Origin of the sequence: Duganella sp. CY15W, assembly GCF_009857555.1 — a bacterium.
In the GTDB taxonomy this organism is placed as follows: Bacteria; Pseudomonadota; Gammaproteobacteria; order Burkholderiales; family Burkholderiaceae_D; genus Rugamonas; species Rugamonas sacchari.
In genome coordinates this window covers 1,941,950-1,957,403 of record NZ_WWCQ01000001.1, presented here as the reverse complement: position 1 = coordinate 1,957,403, position 15,454 = coordinate 1,941,950, and the positions used below count along the sequence as shown (strand labels likewise).

12 protein-coding genes are annotated in these 15,454 nt (G+C 55.9%); 8 read left to right on the top strand and 4 right to left on the bottom strand.

Annotated elements, in window-relative coordinates; all coding sequences use genetic code 11:
- Positions 1–34 precede the first annotated feature (34 nt).
- From GTP58_RS08425 to GTP58_RS08395, 7 genes are all read left to right on the top strand, one after another.
- Complete coding sequence (locus GTP58_RS08425) at positions 35–1,693, top strand: hypothetical protein (RefSeq protein WP_161077026.1); 1,659 nt, start codon at positions 35–37, stop codon at positions 1,691–1,693.
- A gap of 189 nt (positions 1,694–1,882) precedes the next feature.
- Positions 1,883–4,144, top strand: coding sequence for a glycosyltransferase (locus tag GTP58_RS08420; protein WP_161077025.1), 2,262 nt, complete (start codon positions 1,883–1,885; stop codon positions 4,142–4,144).
- 20 nt (positions 4,145–4,164) lie between these two features.
- Positions 4,165–5,277 carry a hypothetical protein gene (locus GTP58_RS08415; protein WP_161077024.1) on the top strand — a complete coding sequence of 371 codons (1,113 nt, stop codon included), beginning with the start codon at positions 4,165–4,167 and terminating at the stop codon, positions 5,275–5,277.
- 1,884 nt (positions 5,278–7,161) lie between these two features.
- The gene (locus GTP58_RS08410) at positions 7,162–7,830 is read left to right on the top strand and encodes a hypothetical protein (RefSeq protein WP_161077023.1); all 669 of its coding nucleotides are present in this window, start codon (positions 7,162–7,164) and stop codon (positions 7,828–7,830) included.
- A complete protein-coding gene (locus GTP58_RS08405; RefSeq protein ID WP_161077022.1) occupies positions 7,827–9,785 on the top strand; it encodes a hypothetical protein in 1,959 nt (652 codons plus the stop codon). The genes GTP58_RS08410 and GTP58_RS08405 overlap by 4 nt, the downstream gene beginning before the upstream one ends.
- Before the next feature lie 23 nt (positions 9,786–9,808).
- Complete coding sequence (locus GTP58_RS08400) at positions 9,809–10,885, top strand: ATP-binding protein (protein ID WP_161077021.1); 1,077 nt, start codon at positions 9,809–9,811, stop codon at positions 10,883–10,885.
- A 407-nt stretch (positions 10,886–11,292) separates the two neighbouring features.
- Entirely contained in the window at positions 11,293–12,231 is a 939-nt protein-coding gene (locus GTP58_RS08395) for a hypothetical protein (protein ID WP_229215465.1), read from the top strand.
- Positions 12,232–12,412: 181 nt separating this feature from the next.
- On the opposite strand, the gene GTP58_RS08390 is transcribed toward GTP58_RS08395, so the two are convergent.
- Together GTP58_RS08390 and GTP58_RS08385 are read right to left on the bottom strand one after the other, a co-directional pair.
- Entirely contained in the window at positions 12,413–13,153 is a 741-nt protein-coding gene (locus GTP58_RS08390) for a hypothetical protein (protein ID WP_161077019.1), read from the bottom strand.
- A gap of 200 nt (positions 13,154–13,353) precedes the next feature.
- Complete coding sequence (locus GTP58_RS08385; RefSeq protein WP_161077018.1) at positions 13,354–13,782, bottom strand: hypothetical protein; 429 nt, start codon at positions 13,780–13,782, stop codon at positions 13,354–13,356.
- A gap of 290 nt (positions 13,783–14,072) precedes the next feature.
- Here GTP58_RS08385 and GTP58_RS08380 point away from each other — a divergent pair, with 290 nt between their 5' ends.
- Positions 14,073–14,351: a helix-turn-helix domain-containing protein gene (locus GTP58_RS08380; protein WP_202413519.1), complete on the top strand. Its 279-nt coding sequence runs from the start codon at positions 14,073–14,075 to the stop codon at positions 14,349–14,351.
- 72 nt (positions 14,352–14,423) lie between these two features.
- Here GTP58_RS08380 and GTP58_RS08375 read toward each other — a convergent pair whose 3' ends face one another.
- On the bottom strand, positions 14,424–15,140 hold the full coding sequence (locus GTP58_RS08375; RefSeq protein ID WP_161077017.1) for a hypothetical protein: 717 nt from the start codon (positions 15,138–15,140) through the stop codon (positions 14,424–14,426).
- A gap of 128 nt (positions 15,141–15,268) precedes the next feature.
- Positions 15,269–15,433: a hypothetical protein gene (locus tag GTP58_RS31305; RefSeq protein ID WP_229215464.1), complete on the bottom strand. Its 165-nt coding sequence runs from the start codon at positions 15,431–15,433 to the stop codon at positions 15,269–15,271.
- Positions 15,434–15,454: the final 21 nt, after the last annotated feature.

The following is a 15,454-nucleotide window of genomic DNA, read 5'->3' as shown; positions in this document are numbered from 1 at the left end:
TTAACTCAAGATTCCAACCACTAGGGAAAAAAATATGAACCGTATCAAGGGTATTCTTGCCGTGTCAGTCGTGCTGCTCAGCGCTTGCAGCACGGAATTAAAATCAGTGCGCGTCATGAATGGCGAGCCGCTCAAGACGGGCGCCTTATATAACCTGAGCTTCACGCAATACAAGTTGGTGGTCAGCCGCCGGCTCGCGTGCACCGAGAAGAAGGGCGTTAACGGTAGCCGGCAACTGCTCAGTGTCGACTATGCGGTGGACGCTACCGCCAGTGAATTGCCCGATCCCTTACGCTACTACTCGCTGGATTTCAAATCGCTGCAAGGTTTCTTCAAGACGACAGATGTGTCGGTGGCCTACCATCCCAATGGCGCAGTCAAGTCGATCAATGCCTCCGCCGAAGACAAGACCGGCGAATTCATCGGCAGTGTCGCCAAAAACGTAACCAAGCTGGCGGCTGCCGGCGCAGCGTTCCTCAGCGTCGAACCACCGGCCAATACACCACGCTGCAGCGCTGAGCTGGTTGCACGGCTGGCACAGGTGGACGCGCTTGAGCAGTCGATCAAAGACGCCACCAAGCGCACCGAGGCGCTGACCAAGCGCCTCGCTGATCAGACCGCCGTGGGCACGACGCTGGGACGGGGCTGGGATGATGCCAGCCGCAAGACGGTGGCCCTCACCATGGTGGCGTTGCAACAGGAGCTCAACAAGCTGGATGACTACAAGGTGTCGCTGAAGGGCTTGCTCAAGACCCTGTCGTTTACCTCGCAACCAATTCTGTGGCCGCAAAACGGCGAGGTGTTTTCAAGCAGGACAGAGGCGCCGATTCCAGCGCTGAGCAGCAAGCAAATTCCGGAGCGCGGGACAGAGGCGCCGATTCCAGCGCTGAGCAGCAAGCAAATTCCGGAGCGCGGGACAGAGGTGCCGATTCCAGCGCTGAGCAGCAAGCAAATTCTGGAGCGCGGGACAGAGGCGCCGATTCCAGCGCTGAGCAGCGAGCAAATTCTGGAGCTGGTCAACTTGCAAGTGCCGGCTAACCGGCAACTCACGCAGGCCAGCTATGACTACGACAGTCTGGCAAAGTCAACTGGCGTGTACTTTCAGATTTCGCCACTGAGCACGGTGGCGCGGCAGGCGCCGACGCCGCCAGCCAACTTCAAGGCAGCGGTGGCGGACGATCAGCCGGAGGGCTTTAAATACCGCATCCCCGCCGATGGCCAGCTGGATTTATGCACCGACGCCTACTGTGCGAACAAAGTCGCCTCGGCAGACCCTGGAAAGTTCAGCCAGCTCGGTTATGTGTACACGATTCCGCTCGAGAACGCCTTCTTGTCCAACAAAACCATCGCCGCCACGTTCAGCGAGCAGGGCATGGTACAGACGCTGGGCGTGAAAAGCAGCGCCTCATCCGACAAGGCCGCCAGCCTGCTGGGCGATATGACCGATCTTGCCACCACCGTCCATAAGACGAAATCGGAGCAGCAGCTGACCGATTTGCAGGCCAAAACCAAATTGCTGACGGCCCAGAAGGACTACAACGACGCGCTCAAGGCGCTGGCGCCTGCGGGCGACACGTCAGTGGCGGATCGAACCGCGCAGTTCAAGAGCGATACGGCACTGATGGAGGCGGAAGTTGCCAATATCAACGCCCGGAAAACGCTGGATGATGCTCGCCGCGCAGCTGGCGGCTAGGCGATCGGGATGGCCCGGCGGCGCCACACAGTGCGCGTCTGCCGGCTACGCTCAGCGTAGGATAGCAATAAATATATTGACATATTATTCACTCATGGGCATGCTCGGTACGCTGCGTGGGACGTCGTCATTGCGTGGCGACGATCCATCCCCAGCCTGGGCGCGAGCGCCATTTTGTGAGGAGTCCGGATGTCTGATGTTGTACCTCAGATTCGCAACAGGGTTGCCGCAGTCCAGCCGATTGCCTTCGCGACGGCCGCCGGCACCTCGCTAAACCTTGTGATCCCGAGTCTGGGACTGGGCGGCGCAGAACGGTGTGTGCTTGATGTTGTCGCGGCCCTGGACGGCCGTGTCGACGGCCATCTGTTTGTCCTCGAGCAAGCCGGCATCCACTATGCTACGCCCGTCTTCCGTTCATTCACGGTGCATTATGTCAAGGGGCGTAACAGGGCTGAAAAACTCGCTCGCATCGGCGCCCAAGTATTAATGTCCGCCCATCCGGCGGTCGTGACGCATATGATACGAAGCACTGACCTGCGCCATTTGTGGGACATGGGAATCGCCACCACACCCGTGATCCATAACTCGCGGCAGGGATGGCACGAGCCCCCTGCGGCTCTGCACGAAGGCAAGGTACCGCGTGTGGTGGCAGTCTGCCGGTCGGTTGCCGATCAATTGCGGTCGGCCGGCCTGAGCAGACCGATCACGGTGTTGCGCCATGAGCTGGGCCCACGGCCGGGCATGGCTTTCGACGCCAGGGCGCGGGCCCGCATGCGCGCAGACATGCAGATCGCCGACGACACCTTGCTGATCGGGATGGTCGGCCAGTTCAAGGCCCACAAAGCCTATGTCCGCGCAGTCCGCGTGCTGGCCGAGCTGCGGCTGCAGACACCGGTGAAGCTGTTGATTGCGGGCGGGTGGGACCACGCCTATGGCGCCGGCCGGCTCGCATACGCTGCGGTGATTGCGCAGGCGCGCGAATTGGGCGTCGAGACGGATTTGATTTGCATCGGCGCAGTAGAAAATATCAGCCCCTGGTACTCCGCTTTCGATGTCTTCCTGAACACCAGCACCTATGAGGGCATGAGCATCGCCACCCTGGAGGCCGTGCGAGCGGGGTGTCCGGTTGTGAGCGCGGATGTCGGCGGCCAGACCGAGGCGGTTGCTGCGCAAGACGTGCTGGTGCATGAACCGGCCGACATCGATGCCTATGTCGATGCGATCCGGTCCGTCATGCACGCGGGGCGCCGCGTCGTGCCGGCGCCGGTACGACCGGACCTGGTGCCGCGGCTCTGGTCCTGGATCGCTCACTATGGCGATCTGCGGCGTCCAGCAGAAGGCGGTCTGCTGCAAGCGCTCTTCGTGACGAGCAATATGAATGCTGGGGGCGCCCAGCGCTCACTGTTCAATCTCTTGTCGAGCGCCGGCGCGGCTGCACGCTATGGACTGTGCATACTCGACGAAGTGCTGGAAACAGACTTCGTCGCCAGTCTGATGGCGGCCCGGATACCGTGTGTCGGCCTGGCGCAGGTCCGCACGCTGGTCGAGAGAACGCAGGCCATACTGGAACTCGCGCGACGGCTGGGCGTACGCACCATCGTATTCTGGAACGTTGATAGCGCCTGCAAGCTGCTGCTGGCCAAGACGCTCGAGCATGCCGAAGTGCGCCTGGTTGACGTCAGCCCCGGGCCCAGCCTGTTTGACGAACTTCAGGCCAGCGGCGAGCTGCAACGCCGCATCGCGTTCTCATCCGATGATTATTTGAGGCGCTTGGATTTGCTCGTCGGGAAATACGCTGGCGGTGTCCCTGAGGCCGCGTCGCGTTTATGTCGCAGCACGGCCGTCATCCCGAACGGCGTACCTGCGCGTAAAAACGGCACGCCAGACGTCGACCTGTTGCCACCGGACGCCGTCCCCGAGCTGGCCGTGGTCACGACGTGCCGGCTGAGCCCAACCAAATGCCTGGCATTCCTGGTGGACGTGTTCGCCGAACTCCAGGCCCAAGTCCCTGGCGCAAGCTTGACCGTGGTCGGCGGCGTCGACCCACGGCATGCCGACTACGTGCAGTCTGTGTTAGGCGACATTGCACAGCGCGGAATAAAGGGCATCCATTTCATCGGGCCGCGCTCGGACGCCTTGTCGTTTTTGCCTGCGTTTCGCGTATTTGTCATGGTGTCCGAAGCACAGGGTTGCCCGAATTCGTCGCTGGAGGCGATGGCGTGCGCACTGCCGGTGGTCGCCAACGCGGTCGGCGGCACCGCCGACCAAGTGGTGCACGGCACCACCGGCTACCTCATCGAAGACTATTCTGCTCAGGCGATGGCCGGCTGGATCGCCGAGCTATTACAGCATCCCGATAAAGCACAACGATTCGGGCGCGCTGGGCAGGCCCGGGCCCACACCCATTTTGCCATGTCTCAAATGGTACAACGCTATGCCGAAGTGCTCTGACTGTTGAAAGGTAGCCGATCATGGACCAGCTCTGCATCCATCTCCCGATTAATCGCGATTACGAAGGAGAGATCTGGCTCGAGGATGGGGAAGGGCGGATACTGCTCGGTCCGTTTCCGATATCGGGCCGCGTGGCCGACACGATTGCCGCTGAACATAAAAACCCCACACGGGATCCGCTGTTGCCCTACGGCGACCCGCCAACGGGCACTTACAAGTTGGTGGGGATCCGAGAGACGGGCGGGGCCAGCAAACTACGCGCCGATCTGTACGGCCGGTCGGGCGCCTTCGTTCTGTTGCCGTGGAGCGGCGACGCGGCGCTGGCGGACGCGACTGGACGCTTCGAAATCCTGATCCACGGCGGGGCGCCGGGCGCGGCGGGATCGCTGCGGATGGGATCCGGGCATTTTCGGGTGTCCGACGCCACAATGGCTGCACTGACGGCGCATATCGAATATGCCGGCTTGCCCCAGTGGGTCGTCTGCGGCGAAACCGGCACGCCTGCCACGCCGGCGGCTGGCAAGCCTGCGGCGGCGGACGCGTTGCGCGCATGGACCGCCCATCGTCCATCCAGCACGGGCACGCGATCGTCACTGGCCGTGAGCGTGGGGGAATACGGCCCGGACGGAGGCGGCGCCATTGGCGACGGCGTCATTGCCGTTAACGCCGAGGCGGATGCACCGTCGATCATCGGACAGGCTGGCGACAAGCTTATCGAGTCGGCGCGGGACCTTGGTCTCAAGACGCTTGACACCTATGGTGGCACGCCCGTGCCGAACGAGCTGATCGATTGGACCGCCCCGGCGGCCCAGCTTGCGGGAGGGCTTGCTGGTGCCGGCGAACTATTGGCCAATGGCCAAACAGCGGCGGCTTACGACGCCGGAAAAGCCACTCTGTTGGAAGTCATCCCCGGCATCGCAGCGCTAGTCGCGGTGGATATTGCCGCCCCGACTCTTATCGAAGCAACTGTCGCCGTGGGCATAGGATCAGCCGTCGCCGGAATGACGCTGTCCGCCGGCGCCATTCTGGTGACCTCCGCCGTGGTGACCGTCGGCGTGGCCGCAGCCGTGGCCATGGGCACCGAAAAGCTGACGAAGGTAATTGTCGATCTTGCGGACGAGCATTTGCACTGAGTTACCGTCGGTTTTGCATCGCGTGCTGATGGCGTGAATTGGCGGCGATCGGCGCTGACGAACTGACTCCTGGGCAAGGACGATGTCGAGCAGCTCACGGAGCTTCTCACAGGCGAGTGTTGGGCGTCTTGATAGCGCTCGCCGATGAAGGCCAGCGCGCTTGCACCCACGTCGGGCACCAGTTGGAAATTACTTGGCTTGCAGCGTTTATCTAACTAGCGACGACGGCTTAGATCCTTTTGATTCGATCCAGCAACGCTTCAACATAAGTAGCGTGACAAATCAGTTATATATTAAGTATTTGAATTTAAAGAATTTTTTGGATAATCCAGGTTGGACCTGTCCTAATATTTATGCCGATTACTCTTGCTTTCTAGCATTGTCTCCACGTAAATATTATGACGGATGGAGTAGGTACTTTCACGTCCACATAAATATTATGACGGATGGAATGCTTGATCTGATTTCGCATATCAAGACCTGCTTCACACGTTCTTCCGTCTGTAGGCCTTTCCAATACCGCTCACTGCCGACCGCGTCGTAGCCGCCGATCACGCCCTTCCTTCGTATGCGCGGGTCGCCTGTTTAGTAAGGTCGACGGTAATGCAGCCGCCCATGCCGCGCAGGGTTTGGTGCTGGACGCGGCCGTTGTTATTGTCCGGTGGTGGTGTCACCGGGCTGCACGCCGATGGCCTGAGCCAGGGCATAGAGGCTGCTGGTGGTACCGTCGTTGTTGCCAGACTGCATGACGTAGTCGATGAAGTCCAATTCGGTGACGCTGCTAATCTCCCCACGCAGTTTGACTCTCCTTCTATTGCCTGGTGAGTGCCGCGACACGCTCGTAAGACCGCTCGAATCTCAATTCCTTCAATTTCTTATTGAGCTGTTTCAGCGTGCGCCACTGCTTGCGTGACTTTGTCGATTGGGTCTTGAGGAGCGCTGAAAGCTGGAGCGCCGCCTAGGCGGAGGCTGACTCGACGGTTTTCGAGTGCAGGTAGGGCCGGACGGTGTTTTTGGACATGCCAAGCTTCGCTGACAAGCACGGGCGCAACACCCTGTTGCAACTTAGCCCTGATGTGGCAGGCCGCTGAACCCTCGTACGCAGAATTTTGTGGACCTATTATCGGGATAGGAGTGAATTTAATAATAAGATTCGGGAAAACGTTGAATTTCTACGCTTCAGTTCTGTATATCTTCATTGTTCCACATAATGCGGAATTGTAAGTGAATGCGGAAATGGTGATTTAGCGCTGGAATCTAAAAATTCGATCTGATAGATTGCAGAAGACTGGCACAAAAATCCATAACGCTAATTCAATTGCGAATCGAGGGTGCATCGTATTTGGGAGATTGATAAAGCTTGGCTCGGCTTAGAGCCCTGGCATTGTAGCCGCTATTATTGATTCCCAATTCATGACGCCATCTATAAATCGCTTGTGCTCGTGCCTGGCGCTGCAGTCAAGGCGCATTGCCCTCCGGAATATATTAAGGAATTTGGCCGTTATCACACTAGAGGAGGTGCTGAGAAAGAGATATCGCAACGCACTGCTGTAGCATCAACGACCGCTGAACTACGTACCTCTCAGCAAAGAGAAATTGCCTCGGAAAACGCGCAGTATTTCAAGAACTTGCACAGATGGGTATGTAGTACGGTCACCATATGGCGCGGTGATGCGCCAGGATTTAACACGTTCAATTTTTTAGGTGATGAAATGATCTAATAATACGTAGACAGGAAACGGTCGTTTGCCGCGACCGTTTGCCTCGAATGAACAACTTGAGCGAGCGATTTGATTTTCTTCGTAATTCAGAAGAGAGTCAAGGGTTTTATCATGCCTACGTGTTGTAGTTTCAGGACATCGTCATCTCTTCATCGGAGGACGTATGCCAGCACGACCGCAGCAGACTGTAATAGTCATCGATGACCAGACACCCGCGCCGCCCTCTGTAAGGGAGTTTGCGGGGAAGAAGGCTCATCTCTTCTATTTCCAATCCCCCAAAAACGGCCGCCGCTTTATATTCTGCGGCCAGCTCAATTTCTATCTCGCCATTTTGCTTAAGGGGGAATTGGGTGTGGTCGGCTATGGGCCGAGAACAACTGCCGACACTCCTGGTTTCACCGCGCAGTTACGTGACGGGAGAAGCAAGGACTATGAAACTCGCTATCTACTCGATGGCTTACGTCCCCCGCTGATTGCCTCTCTAACCGGAACAGGTGCTGCTGACACGACAAGGACAGCGCAGCCGATGCTGATCACCGATCACTACGTACGCGATCGGCAGGTGCCGATCGAAAACTGGATCTTCTTGTGCGCATCCATGAACAGAGCAAGGCTTCATTCCTGTGAAAACGAGGCCGGGGTGATGTGCTCGATGCTTGAACGCCTTGGTTCTGTCAGCTTCGAGACGCTGTTGTCGCAAAGCGGAATCGATAGAGCCTGCATGCTCGCCGCGATCGCCAGAGCCATACAAGCCGGCGCTGTGAGCTGCGAAACGCAGGATGCACCCATCACGCGTCTATCCACGGTGTCCACGCTGAGGAGCCAAAAATGATGCAAGCAAAACACCGTTGCAGCATGCTGAAGATTCCCTTGCGGGGGTGGCCAGCGATTGATTTGAGCGCACTCACTGGTCGCAAGCTGGCAGTCACCAAGTCGCGCTGTGAAGCCGTCGAGCTTTATGCGCAAGGCTATCCGCAGGAACACATCTTCGAGCAAACTCGCATCAGTCGGCAGGTCTTGAGCCGTCTCATGCGGCGCTGCCAGAGCGTCGCTACTGATGGCCAGATTTTTGGATATCGAGCTCTGATTCTCGGCTGCAACATTCAAGGCTACACGCGGCACATTAAAGTACAGAGGATGGAAGGCGACGCAGCACCAGGTTGCTCTGCCGCCTTAGGCCAGCTGTTTGGGCGCTTTAGCCTTCTGGAAGAATTTATTCAGTCTGAATTCTTGCGAACCCGTCGTGAAAATAAGTACCAGAATGCTCGCCTCAGCATCGAAGAATTACATGGCAAGGTCATCGATTGGCTGGAGGAAAAAGGGCTCAAGGAAAATGAGTGGCCCCTCAACACCAAGTCTGAAGGAATTGAAACACTGCGGCGATATTGCAAGCAGCTTATACGAGTCCACGAAAAGCGCTACCTTGCCGCACGCTGTGGCCCACTGGCTGTCGGCAATAGCAACATCGGTACGGGTAACGCGCCAGTGTTCAAAACAAGAAGACCCTTCGGCGCCGTGCAGCTCGACTTCCATAAGATCGACTCCGCCAGCATTATCAGGGTCACCAATCCCTTTGGCGTGGAGATCGTGGTGCCTTTGCCGCGTTGGCACATTGGTCTGCTCATCGATGAGCACTACGAGTTAATTCTTGGCGCGATAGTGGCTCTGGAAATCACACCAAGCTCGGATTCGGTGCTCGAGACCATTGAAACGGGACTTATACCAGTGCTGGCAAAATCTGGGAGCGTGGCCATTGCCATCGGCGCAGGCAGGAAAGTCTTTGCGAATCAATTGCTCGCTGGGCTCGCCGGGCAGGGGTTTGATGTCATCCGCATGGATAACGGATGGTCGAATATCGCCATTCATGTCATCGACAATATCATCGATATCATTGGCGCCGCAGTCGATTTCGGGCCGGTTCGATCATGGTGGACTCGCCACAATATCGAGCGAGTATTTGGATTGATGACAAGGGCGGCACTGCAAAGCAGCCCTGCCACCTATGGTGCGAATGTCTTAGATACCCGTCGCGAAAACCCGGAACAAACTGCGGTCCAGTTAGATATAAGGCTCACCGATCTGATTTGCGCCCTGGAGAAAGTCACCGCCGATCACAATGAACAGCGTACTGCTGGGCTTCTGATGGCGCAACCCATCGATGCGCTGGCCGCAGTGATGGACAATCCCGCTAGCCCTTTTATTTACGCTCCCATTCCAAATATCTCTCGCCGGGACGAAGGCGGGCACGGGGTGATGATGTACAAAGCATTTACGGTGGTCATCAGAGGGAGTCTTGCAAAAGGTGAGCGCCCCTACATCAAGATTGGTGGCTGGCGTTACACCAGCAAAACGATTGCCCAGGACTTCAGTCAGATTGGCAACAAGCTGAAAGTGTACTGTTCGCTCAGGGATGCGCGCATTGTCTATGCCACTAACCTCACGACATCAGAAGACATCGGCCGACTATATCCGCCGGCAAAATGGGACGAGACCTTTGTGAGTTTTCGGATGCGGGCGCTATTCCAAAGCAACGGCCAAACCATGCGGCGAAAGGAAAAGCGAAAATCCAAGACCCACGAATGGCTGCCAGACGACGATGTGCCGGACCAGCCGTCTCGCACAGATGCGATGCGTCTGGCACAGCAAGCTCTCGAGAAATCGAGGGTCAAACCAACGTCCGAGGCGCCGCCAGCGACGGCGCCTGATGCGACGATGCCGGCGGCGGCGCCGTCGTTCGATGAGTCGGATAGTGGCCTGTTTAATCTCAATTCGCTGCCCAATACATAAAAACTTTGATCGAGGTGAACAAAATGAATGACGACACAAATGGCAGTGACCAAGGGACGAATTCAGCACCAGGTAAACAACGAGGGAAGGGGCGCTCTCGTAGTGACGAATTGCGAGATGCGCTTGCGCACCCTTTGATGGTCAAAGACTATATTCTGAGAACCGCGCCTATAAATGAGCTTCTCGTCAATTTGCGCAGGGCGGTCATGCTCCGGGAACAAGGCTGCTGTTTTACCGCGACCAGTGGTTACGGAAAAACCTATGGGCTCGCGTTGGCGGAGGGCGAGTTACGCCGATTGTTTCGTGACGTACCGATCTATCGGCATCTGACGCAGAACCAGCAGCAGCCATCCATTCGAGCGTTCTTTAAGCACTTTCTCATTACGATTGGCGAAACGAATACCAAGGGAGAGACGCCCGATTTGCGCACTCGCCTGACCAACAATTTGATCGACGCCGGACGCGCGAGTCCGTTGAAACTAATGGTGTTTCTGATTGACGAAGCCCAGGGAATGGCGTTGCAAGACTTTAACTTTCTAAAGGACATCGGTAACGACTTAGAGAAGCTTGGGGTGCAGTTGGTAGTTGTCATGATGGGGCAAGAACCCGACTTCTCAAATGTAGTCTCTTTATTGCGGCGTGCAAATCGAGTTGACTTAATTACCCGATTTGCATTGCGTCGGATGAGGTTTCGTGGACTATCCACAAAAAAGGATTTTGGTGAGTTACTCGCGCTGATCGATGAACAGATTTACCCTGCGGGTACTACTTGTACCTGGCCGCAGTTCTTCGTCCCCAATGCCTGGGCAGCTGGCTTTCGGATGAAGGATCAAGTCGATCGGCTGGTCGGCGCACTTGAAACATTGCTGCCCGACGGAGGACTGGCCCATGGTGTCTCTGCTCGGCAGCTATTCGTAGCCATACGCAGATTTATCGTTGAGATTGCCGATCTGGAGAAGCAGGGGAGGGCGTTTCCTGATGATCTATGGGACATGGCAGTCCAATATGCATTAATCCAAGATGCTGCCGAGATCGCGGCCCAGGATAGACGCAAGGGGAAAAATAGCGGGAAGAAGGGCAACTGGGAGGCGGACCTATGACTAACAAGTATTTTATCGCTGGTTCCGACTTGGCTCCATTGCCATATGAATCTTCCAGATCGGTGCTGGCAAGGCTAGGGTGGCGAACCGGGCGGACCATGGCTCCGATCCTCGCTGCATACCGGAGTAGTCTAAATTCCGGTATTGAGACAGACGAGCAAATTGGCTCTCCTCTGTATGTCCTCACAAGAAATTGGCTGCGGTCGATGAGTGATGAGTTGCGGTTCTACGAGAATGGACGCATTGTCCCGGAAGGAGAATACAAGTTTTTTGAGAGGCGTTTTCGCTTTTGTCCGTTATGCTTGGAAGAGTGCTATCACAGTTATTTTTTCCAGTGGAAAGCCCTCCATATCTGCCCTCGCCATCGCTGCCAGTTGGTGGTACATTGCCAGTGCTGTGGAAAAGACGTGGACCAGTCTATCCCTGATTTTCCTCAGAGCCAGAGCCGCATCGGGCGGACCGAATACGACTGCCAATCATGCGGGCAGCCGATTTGCGGTGCCGGGCCTGACCTACAGTTGCATTTGCAGCTCAGAGCTGATTCTTTAAATCTATCTGAGATCTTGGGAAAGGTTGCCAGCCAGTTTGCAGGTGAATTTGAACGGATGTCTTTCCTATACTCGGCACTCTATCGGTGGACTTGGCACCATCACGACGATTTCGCGGGTAGCCTGCAGGTTCTTGATGGCCTGCAGAGGTTAGTGGCGCAGTGCCCCTTACCGGTGGGTCTATCTCAATCGCTCGGGTTGACATTTCTTCGGTGGCATTCTCGTCAGCTTGAAGAAATTTCGAAGGACAGAGTCGCGAACAAAGTTGGATCGTCTCGGTCTGTCATCAGTGCGCGAGCGGTTTATCTGGTTACTCGCAGACGCATCGCACGATGGATATTTCGCCGTGCCAGCGTCGAAGAAGAGGATCGCCGGCTTTGGCAACGGTTTTCCGACATAAAACCGCAGCTGTTGGTAGATGATTGGCCACGGCTGGAGTTGGCATATCTCTTCCTCTGTTCGTACATGGAGTCTTTTGTTGCGCTGCCGCTCGATCGGCGCCATTTAATCGTTTTTGCGCCACAGCCCGAACCATATTGGCACACGGAACGATTGCGAGAATTCTCCCGTTCCGCTTATAGTGCCTGGTTTTTGTGCTCATTTTCTATGATCTATCACGGACTTAGCAAACATCGCGATCTGCCAGTACTCAATGCTATTCAAGTGATGAAGAGGCACCCCGTCTGGCTAACTACCATCAGTATTGTCCAGTCGGTTGGAGTAAACTCAGGTATGTGCTATTTCCCAACCGTGGAAGGGATGCCCTTGGCGCCTTTTAAGACCGGGAACGTAAGATAGTGTCCCCGGCTGGTGACGTCGTAGCGGGGACACGGACGGCGAATCCATATTCGAGATGGTTAACCCGGCTAGCATACACTTAAGGCGTCATTGAAGGTAGTGCGTCACCACAGATCTGGAGACGTTTTTTGAATTCCCGGTCAGGCTTTCGAAGTGATCATTCTGACGGCACTCAATTCGCTTAGTGTAAGTCCAACCCATAATGTGCAGGCGCTAGCGATAAGACGCCTTTTGCTGTGCTTTCAGTGACGCTATTGAGAATAATTCTAAACCTCCCCATTGACACCTCTTTTCCCAAGACGGCATTCGGGTCCAATTCAATTTTATTACGTGACGTCACTTTACCATTTTCACTTTCCCTTACATCGAACAAGATCAAGCCATCGTTAAACCCAAGAAAATTGATTGTCCCCTCTTTTTTTTCGACAGGGAGATCGCGGTATCTGAATTTCACCACTGGGACGGGGCCATCCAGCCCTTCTAGCTTCTTGCCACCCTGGTTGTCTTGATATACGTCGCAAAACTTTCCAGTCGAATCCAAGTAGTAAATTCTTTTATTTGATTTTTCGAACTCTCCTTCGGCTTCAAGAAATGCTTCGCCTTTGAAATCAAATTTTCTGGTTACCTTGTACACCCCCTTACGGATCGCCGCGAGGGGGCCAAAAAGACCGGATGTATGCGTTAAATTCTGCTCGATGTTGATAATCAACTCACCCCTTTGAATTGCGTCGTATTGGAATAGGGGTTTGTTCTTCTCCGCTTCGACTGGAGTGTTCTTGGGCGTGGCAGGCAAATAGCTGGTCCTTGTGGTTCCATAGAACTCTCTCACTTCTGCCTTGACGAAATTACAGTCCCGAGAACCGTTCTCACCGTGCGCCAGACCGGCGAAAAATACCAATGCAACTAAGAACCAAGATTTCATGTATGCCCCCTCAGAAGTAGTCACACGTTAGGGTAGAACGAGAGAAAAATAATGTTGCAAAACTCAAAATAGCTAGAACACCCAGTCGTTAACGTCATGATTTGCTCAGGTGATTTCCGCTCGTACCGCTACTTTAGATGTCGTATGAATTTTCTTAATTTCAAATTTTCAGTTTCGAGTTCCCGTGAAGAGCTGCCTCGTTAAGCAAGGGTGAGAATCTTTTCTTCTTCGATGGCGATAATTCCATCAGGGTCCCGCACCGCAATGTATTCATACACGTCGTCGCCAACAATGCTCGCATCTTTGGTGTCAAGGTAATTCAAGAAGATTTCACCAAATTCGGGACGGTGGGAGAAAAACTTCCTCACGCATTCTTGTACCCGCTCGGGCGTATCCTGACGCACGCCCTCCAGCAAGGCCAGTTGGTCTTCCGCTGTCGGATAAATCAGGCCGCCTACAAAGGCGTCCACATGGTACAAATCCAGCACATGTTCGCGGAATACAAAGTCTTTGGAGTAAACGCGCTTCAGATACTCCTCCACCGCCGCGCTAGGTGAGGTCGCCGTTACATAAGCAGGCTCCCACATCGAGAGTGAGTCTTCATGGGCAACGAGAAAGCGTTTCAACATATGCATAAACCTAAGGAACGTAAATCAAAAAAAGGTACTGCGCGACCACCGTTTTCGTTCCGAATTCGATTCGCCCCACACGTACTGGCCGACTGTCCTGGTTCTGCCTTGGGGCGTTATCCGGTAACTTTCCATGGCTAACGAGCACGGCTGGAATGGCCGCGCCTTTGTGGCGCGCTAAACGCTTGGAGTGACAAGAATGCCAAAGGCACCACTATTCGTAGATTATAGTCTACATGATGTCATGGCTGTGAGAATTTGTAGAATATAGTCCGTGGATTGCTGGTCACATGGAGTCCATGCTCCGGCAAATGGGACAGAAATATGATCAGATACGCAAGCAACTCGCCTTGAACATTCGGGCGATGCGCGGCCGCAAGGGCCTCTCGCAAGAGGATCTCGCCTTTGCGGCAGGACTGGACCGGACTTACATCAGTCAGGTGGAGCGGTGCGTCGGCAATCCTTCCTTGAAGGTACTGTGCAGTATCGCCATGGTCCTGGAGGTGGATATCCAGGAACTGTTTGACGCCGTAGCGGACAGCGCACTACAGGCGCTGCCTCCCGCATAAGCCCGAGCACAAGTTGCCGATAGCGGACTGGCCGTTCGGCCACCAACAGTGGCAGGTCGTGGACATACAATGTCAGGCGCCGGGTGCCGGGGAGGGACGCTCTACGCTGGCACCCGCGCCGTCCTGATCGTCAATCAACCACCATTGGCCAGTGTGCCCAGTCGCACGGTTGATACGATTGAAATCGAAGGCCGCTTTCTTCGCGCGCTCGACCAAGGTGGCGTCCTTGACGAAGATGGCCAGTTCCAGCGCGCGGGAGAGATAACGCCATGCCATGAACAATTGCACGGGCTCCGCAGAGTCGGCCAGTGCCGCCGAGTCGAGATAGGCGTCTGCCGCCAGTTGCGCCAGTTCGCGCGGCCGCTCAATGCGGTGCCGGTCCGGGTGCTCGCGATTCCAGATACGGCTGACTTCCCACGCTAAATCCGCGTAGCGTGCGCGCAAAATGGGATGCGGCGTTTGTCTGGCGCGCGCTTTCCAGTACTCGATCACTTCGGCATCGACCTGCTTGGCGTCGGGCATGTGCACCTCATTGCCGTTCTTGTCTGTACCTGATGCTGTCGGACCGAAGTAGGAATCCCAGGGGCTGCGGTCTGGCGGCATGTTGGGGACGAAGCGATGGCCGACGATCTCGGCGAAACAACCGAGCCGTTCATCATTGGTCAGTGCCACGACATCTGGTACCAGCGTTTCCAGTTCAGCGGCAAGGGGATGTTCATCAAGCCACGACGGCGCGGTGGCCTCGATCTCCGTCAGGCGACGGGTTAGGGCAGGGGGAATCTGTACCATGGATTGTCCTTATTAAGCTTTGCATCGCAACAGATTGTGGGCGGCGTTTTCTTCGAACAGGCCGGATTTTCCTATCTATATACCCCTGCATGGTGCCATCGTGGCGCCAGACACCTTGCTTCTTGATTTCACGGAAGTTGGCGCCGGCGCGGTGCGCGCTGGTGGCCACGCCACAGGCTGTGCCTGGACAACTCGGGCGCATAGTCGAGCCCAGCCAGCTGGGCGGCGCTGGCCAGGATCGTGTTCACACTGGCAGGATTCAGCCCGATGGCGCTGACCCCGCCCCACTTCAATCTCCGCTTCCCGGTGCTACT

Excerpts from the sequence above, each read along its gene's own strand:
- GTP58_RS08425 (WP_161077026.1), top strand. The coding sequence starts at position 35 with ATGAACCGTATCAAGGGTATTCTTGCCGTGTCAGTCGTGCTGCTCAGC.
- GTP58_RS08420 (WP_161077025.1), top strand. The coding sequence starts at position 1,883 with ATGTCTGATGTTGTACCTCAGATTCGCAACAGGGTTGCCGCAGTCCAG.
- GTP58_RS08415 (WP_161077024.1), top strand. The coding sequence starts at position 4,165 with ATGGACCAGCTCTGCATCCATCTCCCGATTAATCGCGATTACGAAGGA.
- GTP58_RS08410 (WP_161077023.1), top strand. The coding sequence starts at position 7,162 with ATGCCAGCACGACCGCAGCAGACTGTAATAGTCATCGATGACCAGACA.
- GTP58_RS08405 (WP_161077022.1), top strand. The coding sequence starts at position 7,827 with ATGATGCAAGCAAAACACCGTTGCAGCATGCTGAAGATTCCCTTGCGG.
- GTP58_RS08400 (WP_161077021.1), top strand. The coding sequence starts at position 9,809 with ATGAATGACGACACAAATGGCAGTGACCAAGGGACGAATTCAGCACCA.
- GTP58_RS08390 (WP_161077019.1), bottom strand. The coding sequence starts at position 13,153 with ATGAAATCTTGGTTCTTAGTTGCATTGGTATTTTTCGCCGGTCTGGCG.
- GTP58_RS08385 (WP_161077018.1), bottom strand. The coding sequence starts at position 13,782 with ATGTTGAAACGCTTTCTCGTTGCCCATGAAGACTCACTCTCGATGTGG.
- GTP58_RS08380 (WP_202413519.1), top strand. The coding sequence starts at position 14,073 with ATGGAGTCCATGCTCCGGCAAATGGGACAGAAATATGATCAGATACGC.
- GTP58_RS08375 (WP_161077017.1), bottom strand. The coding sequence starts at position 15,140 with ATGGTACAGATTCCCCCTGCCCTAACCCGTCGCCTGACGGAGATCGAG.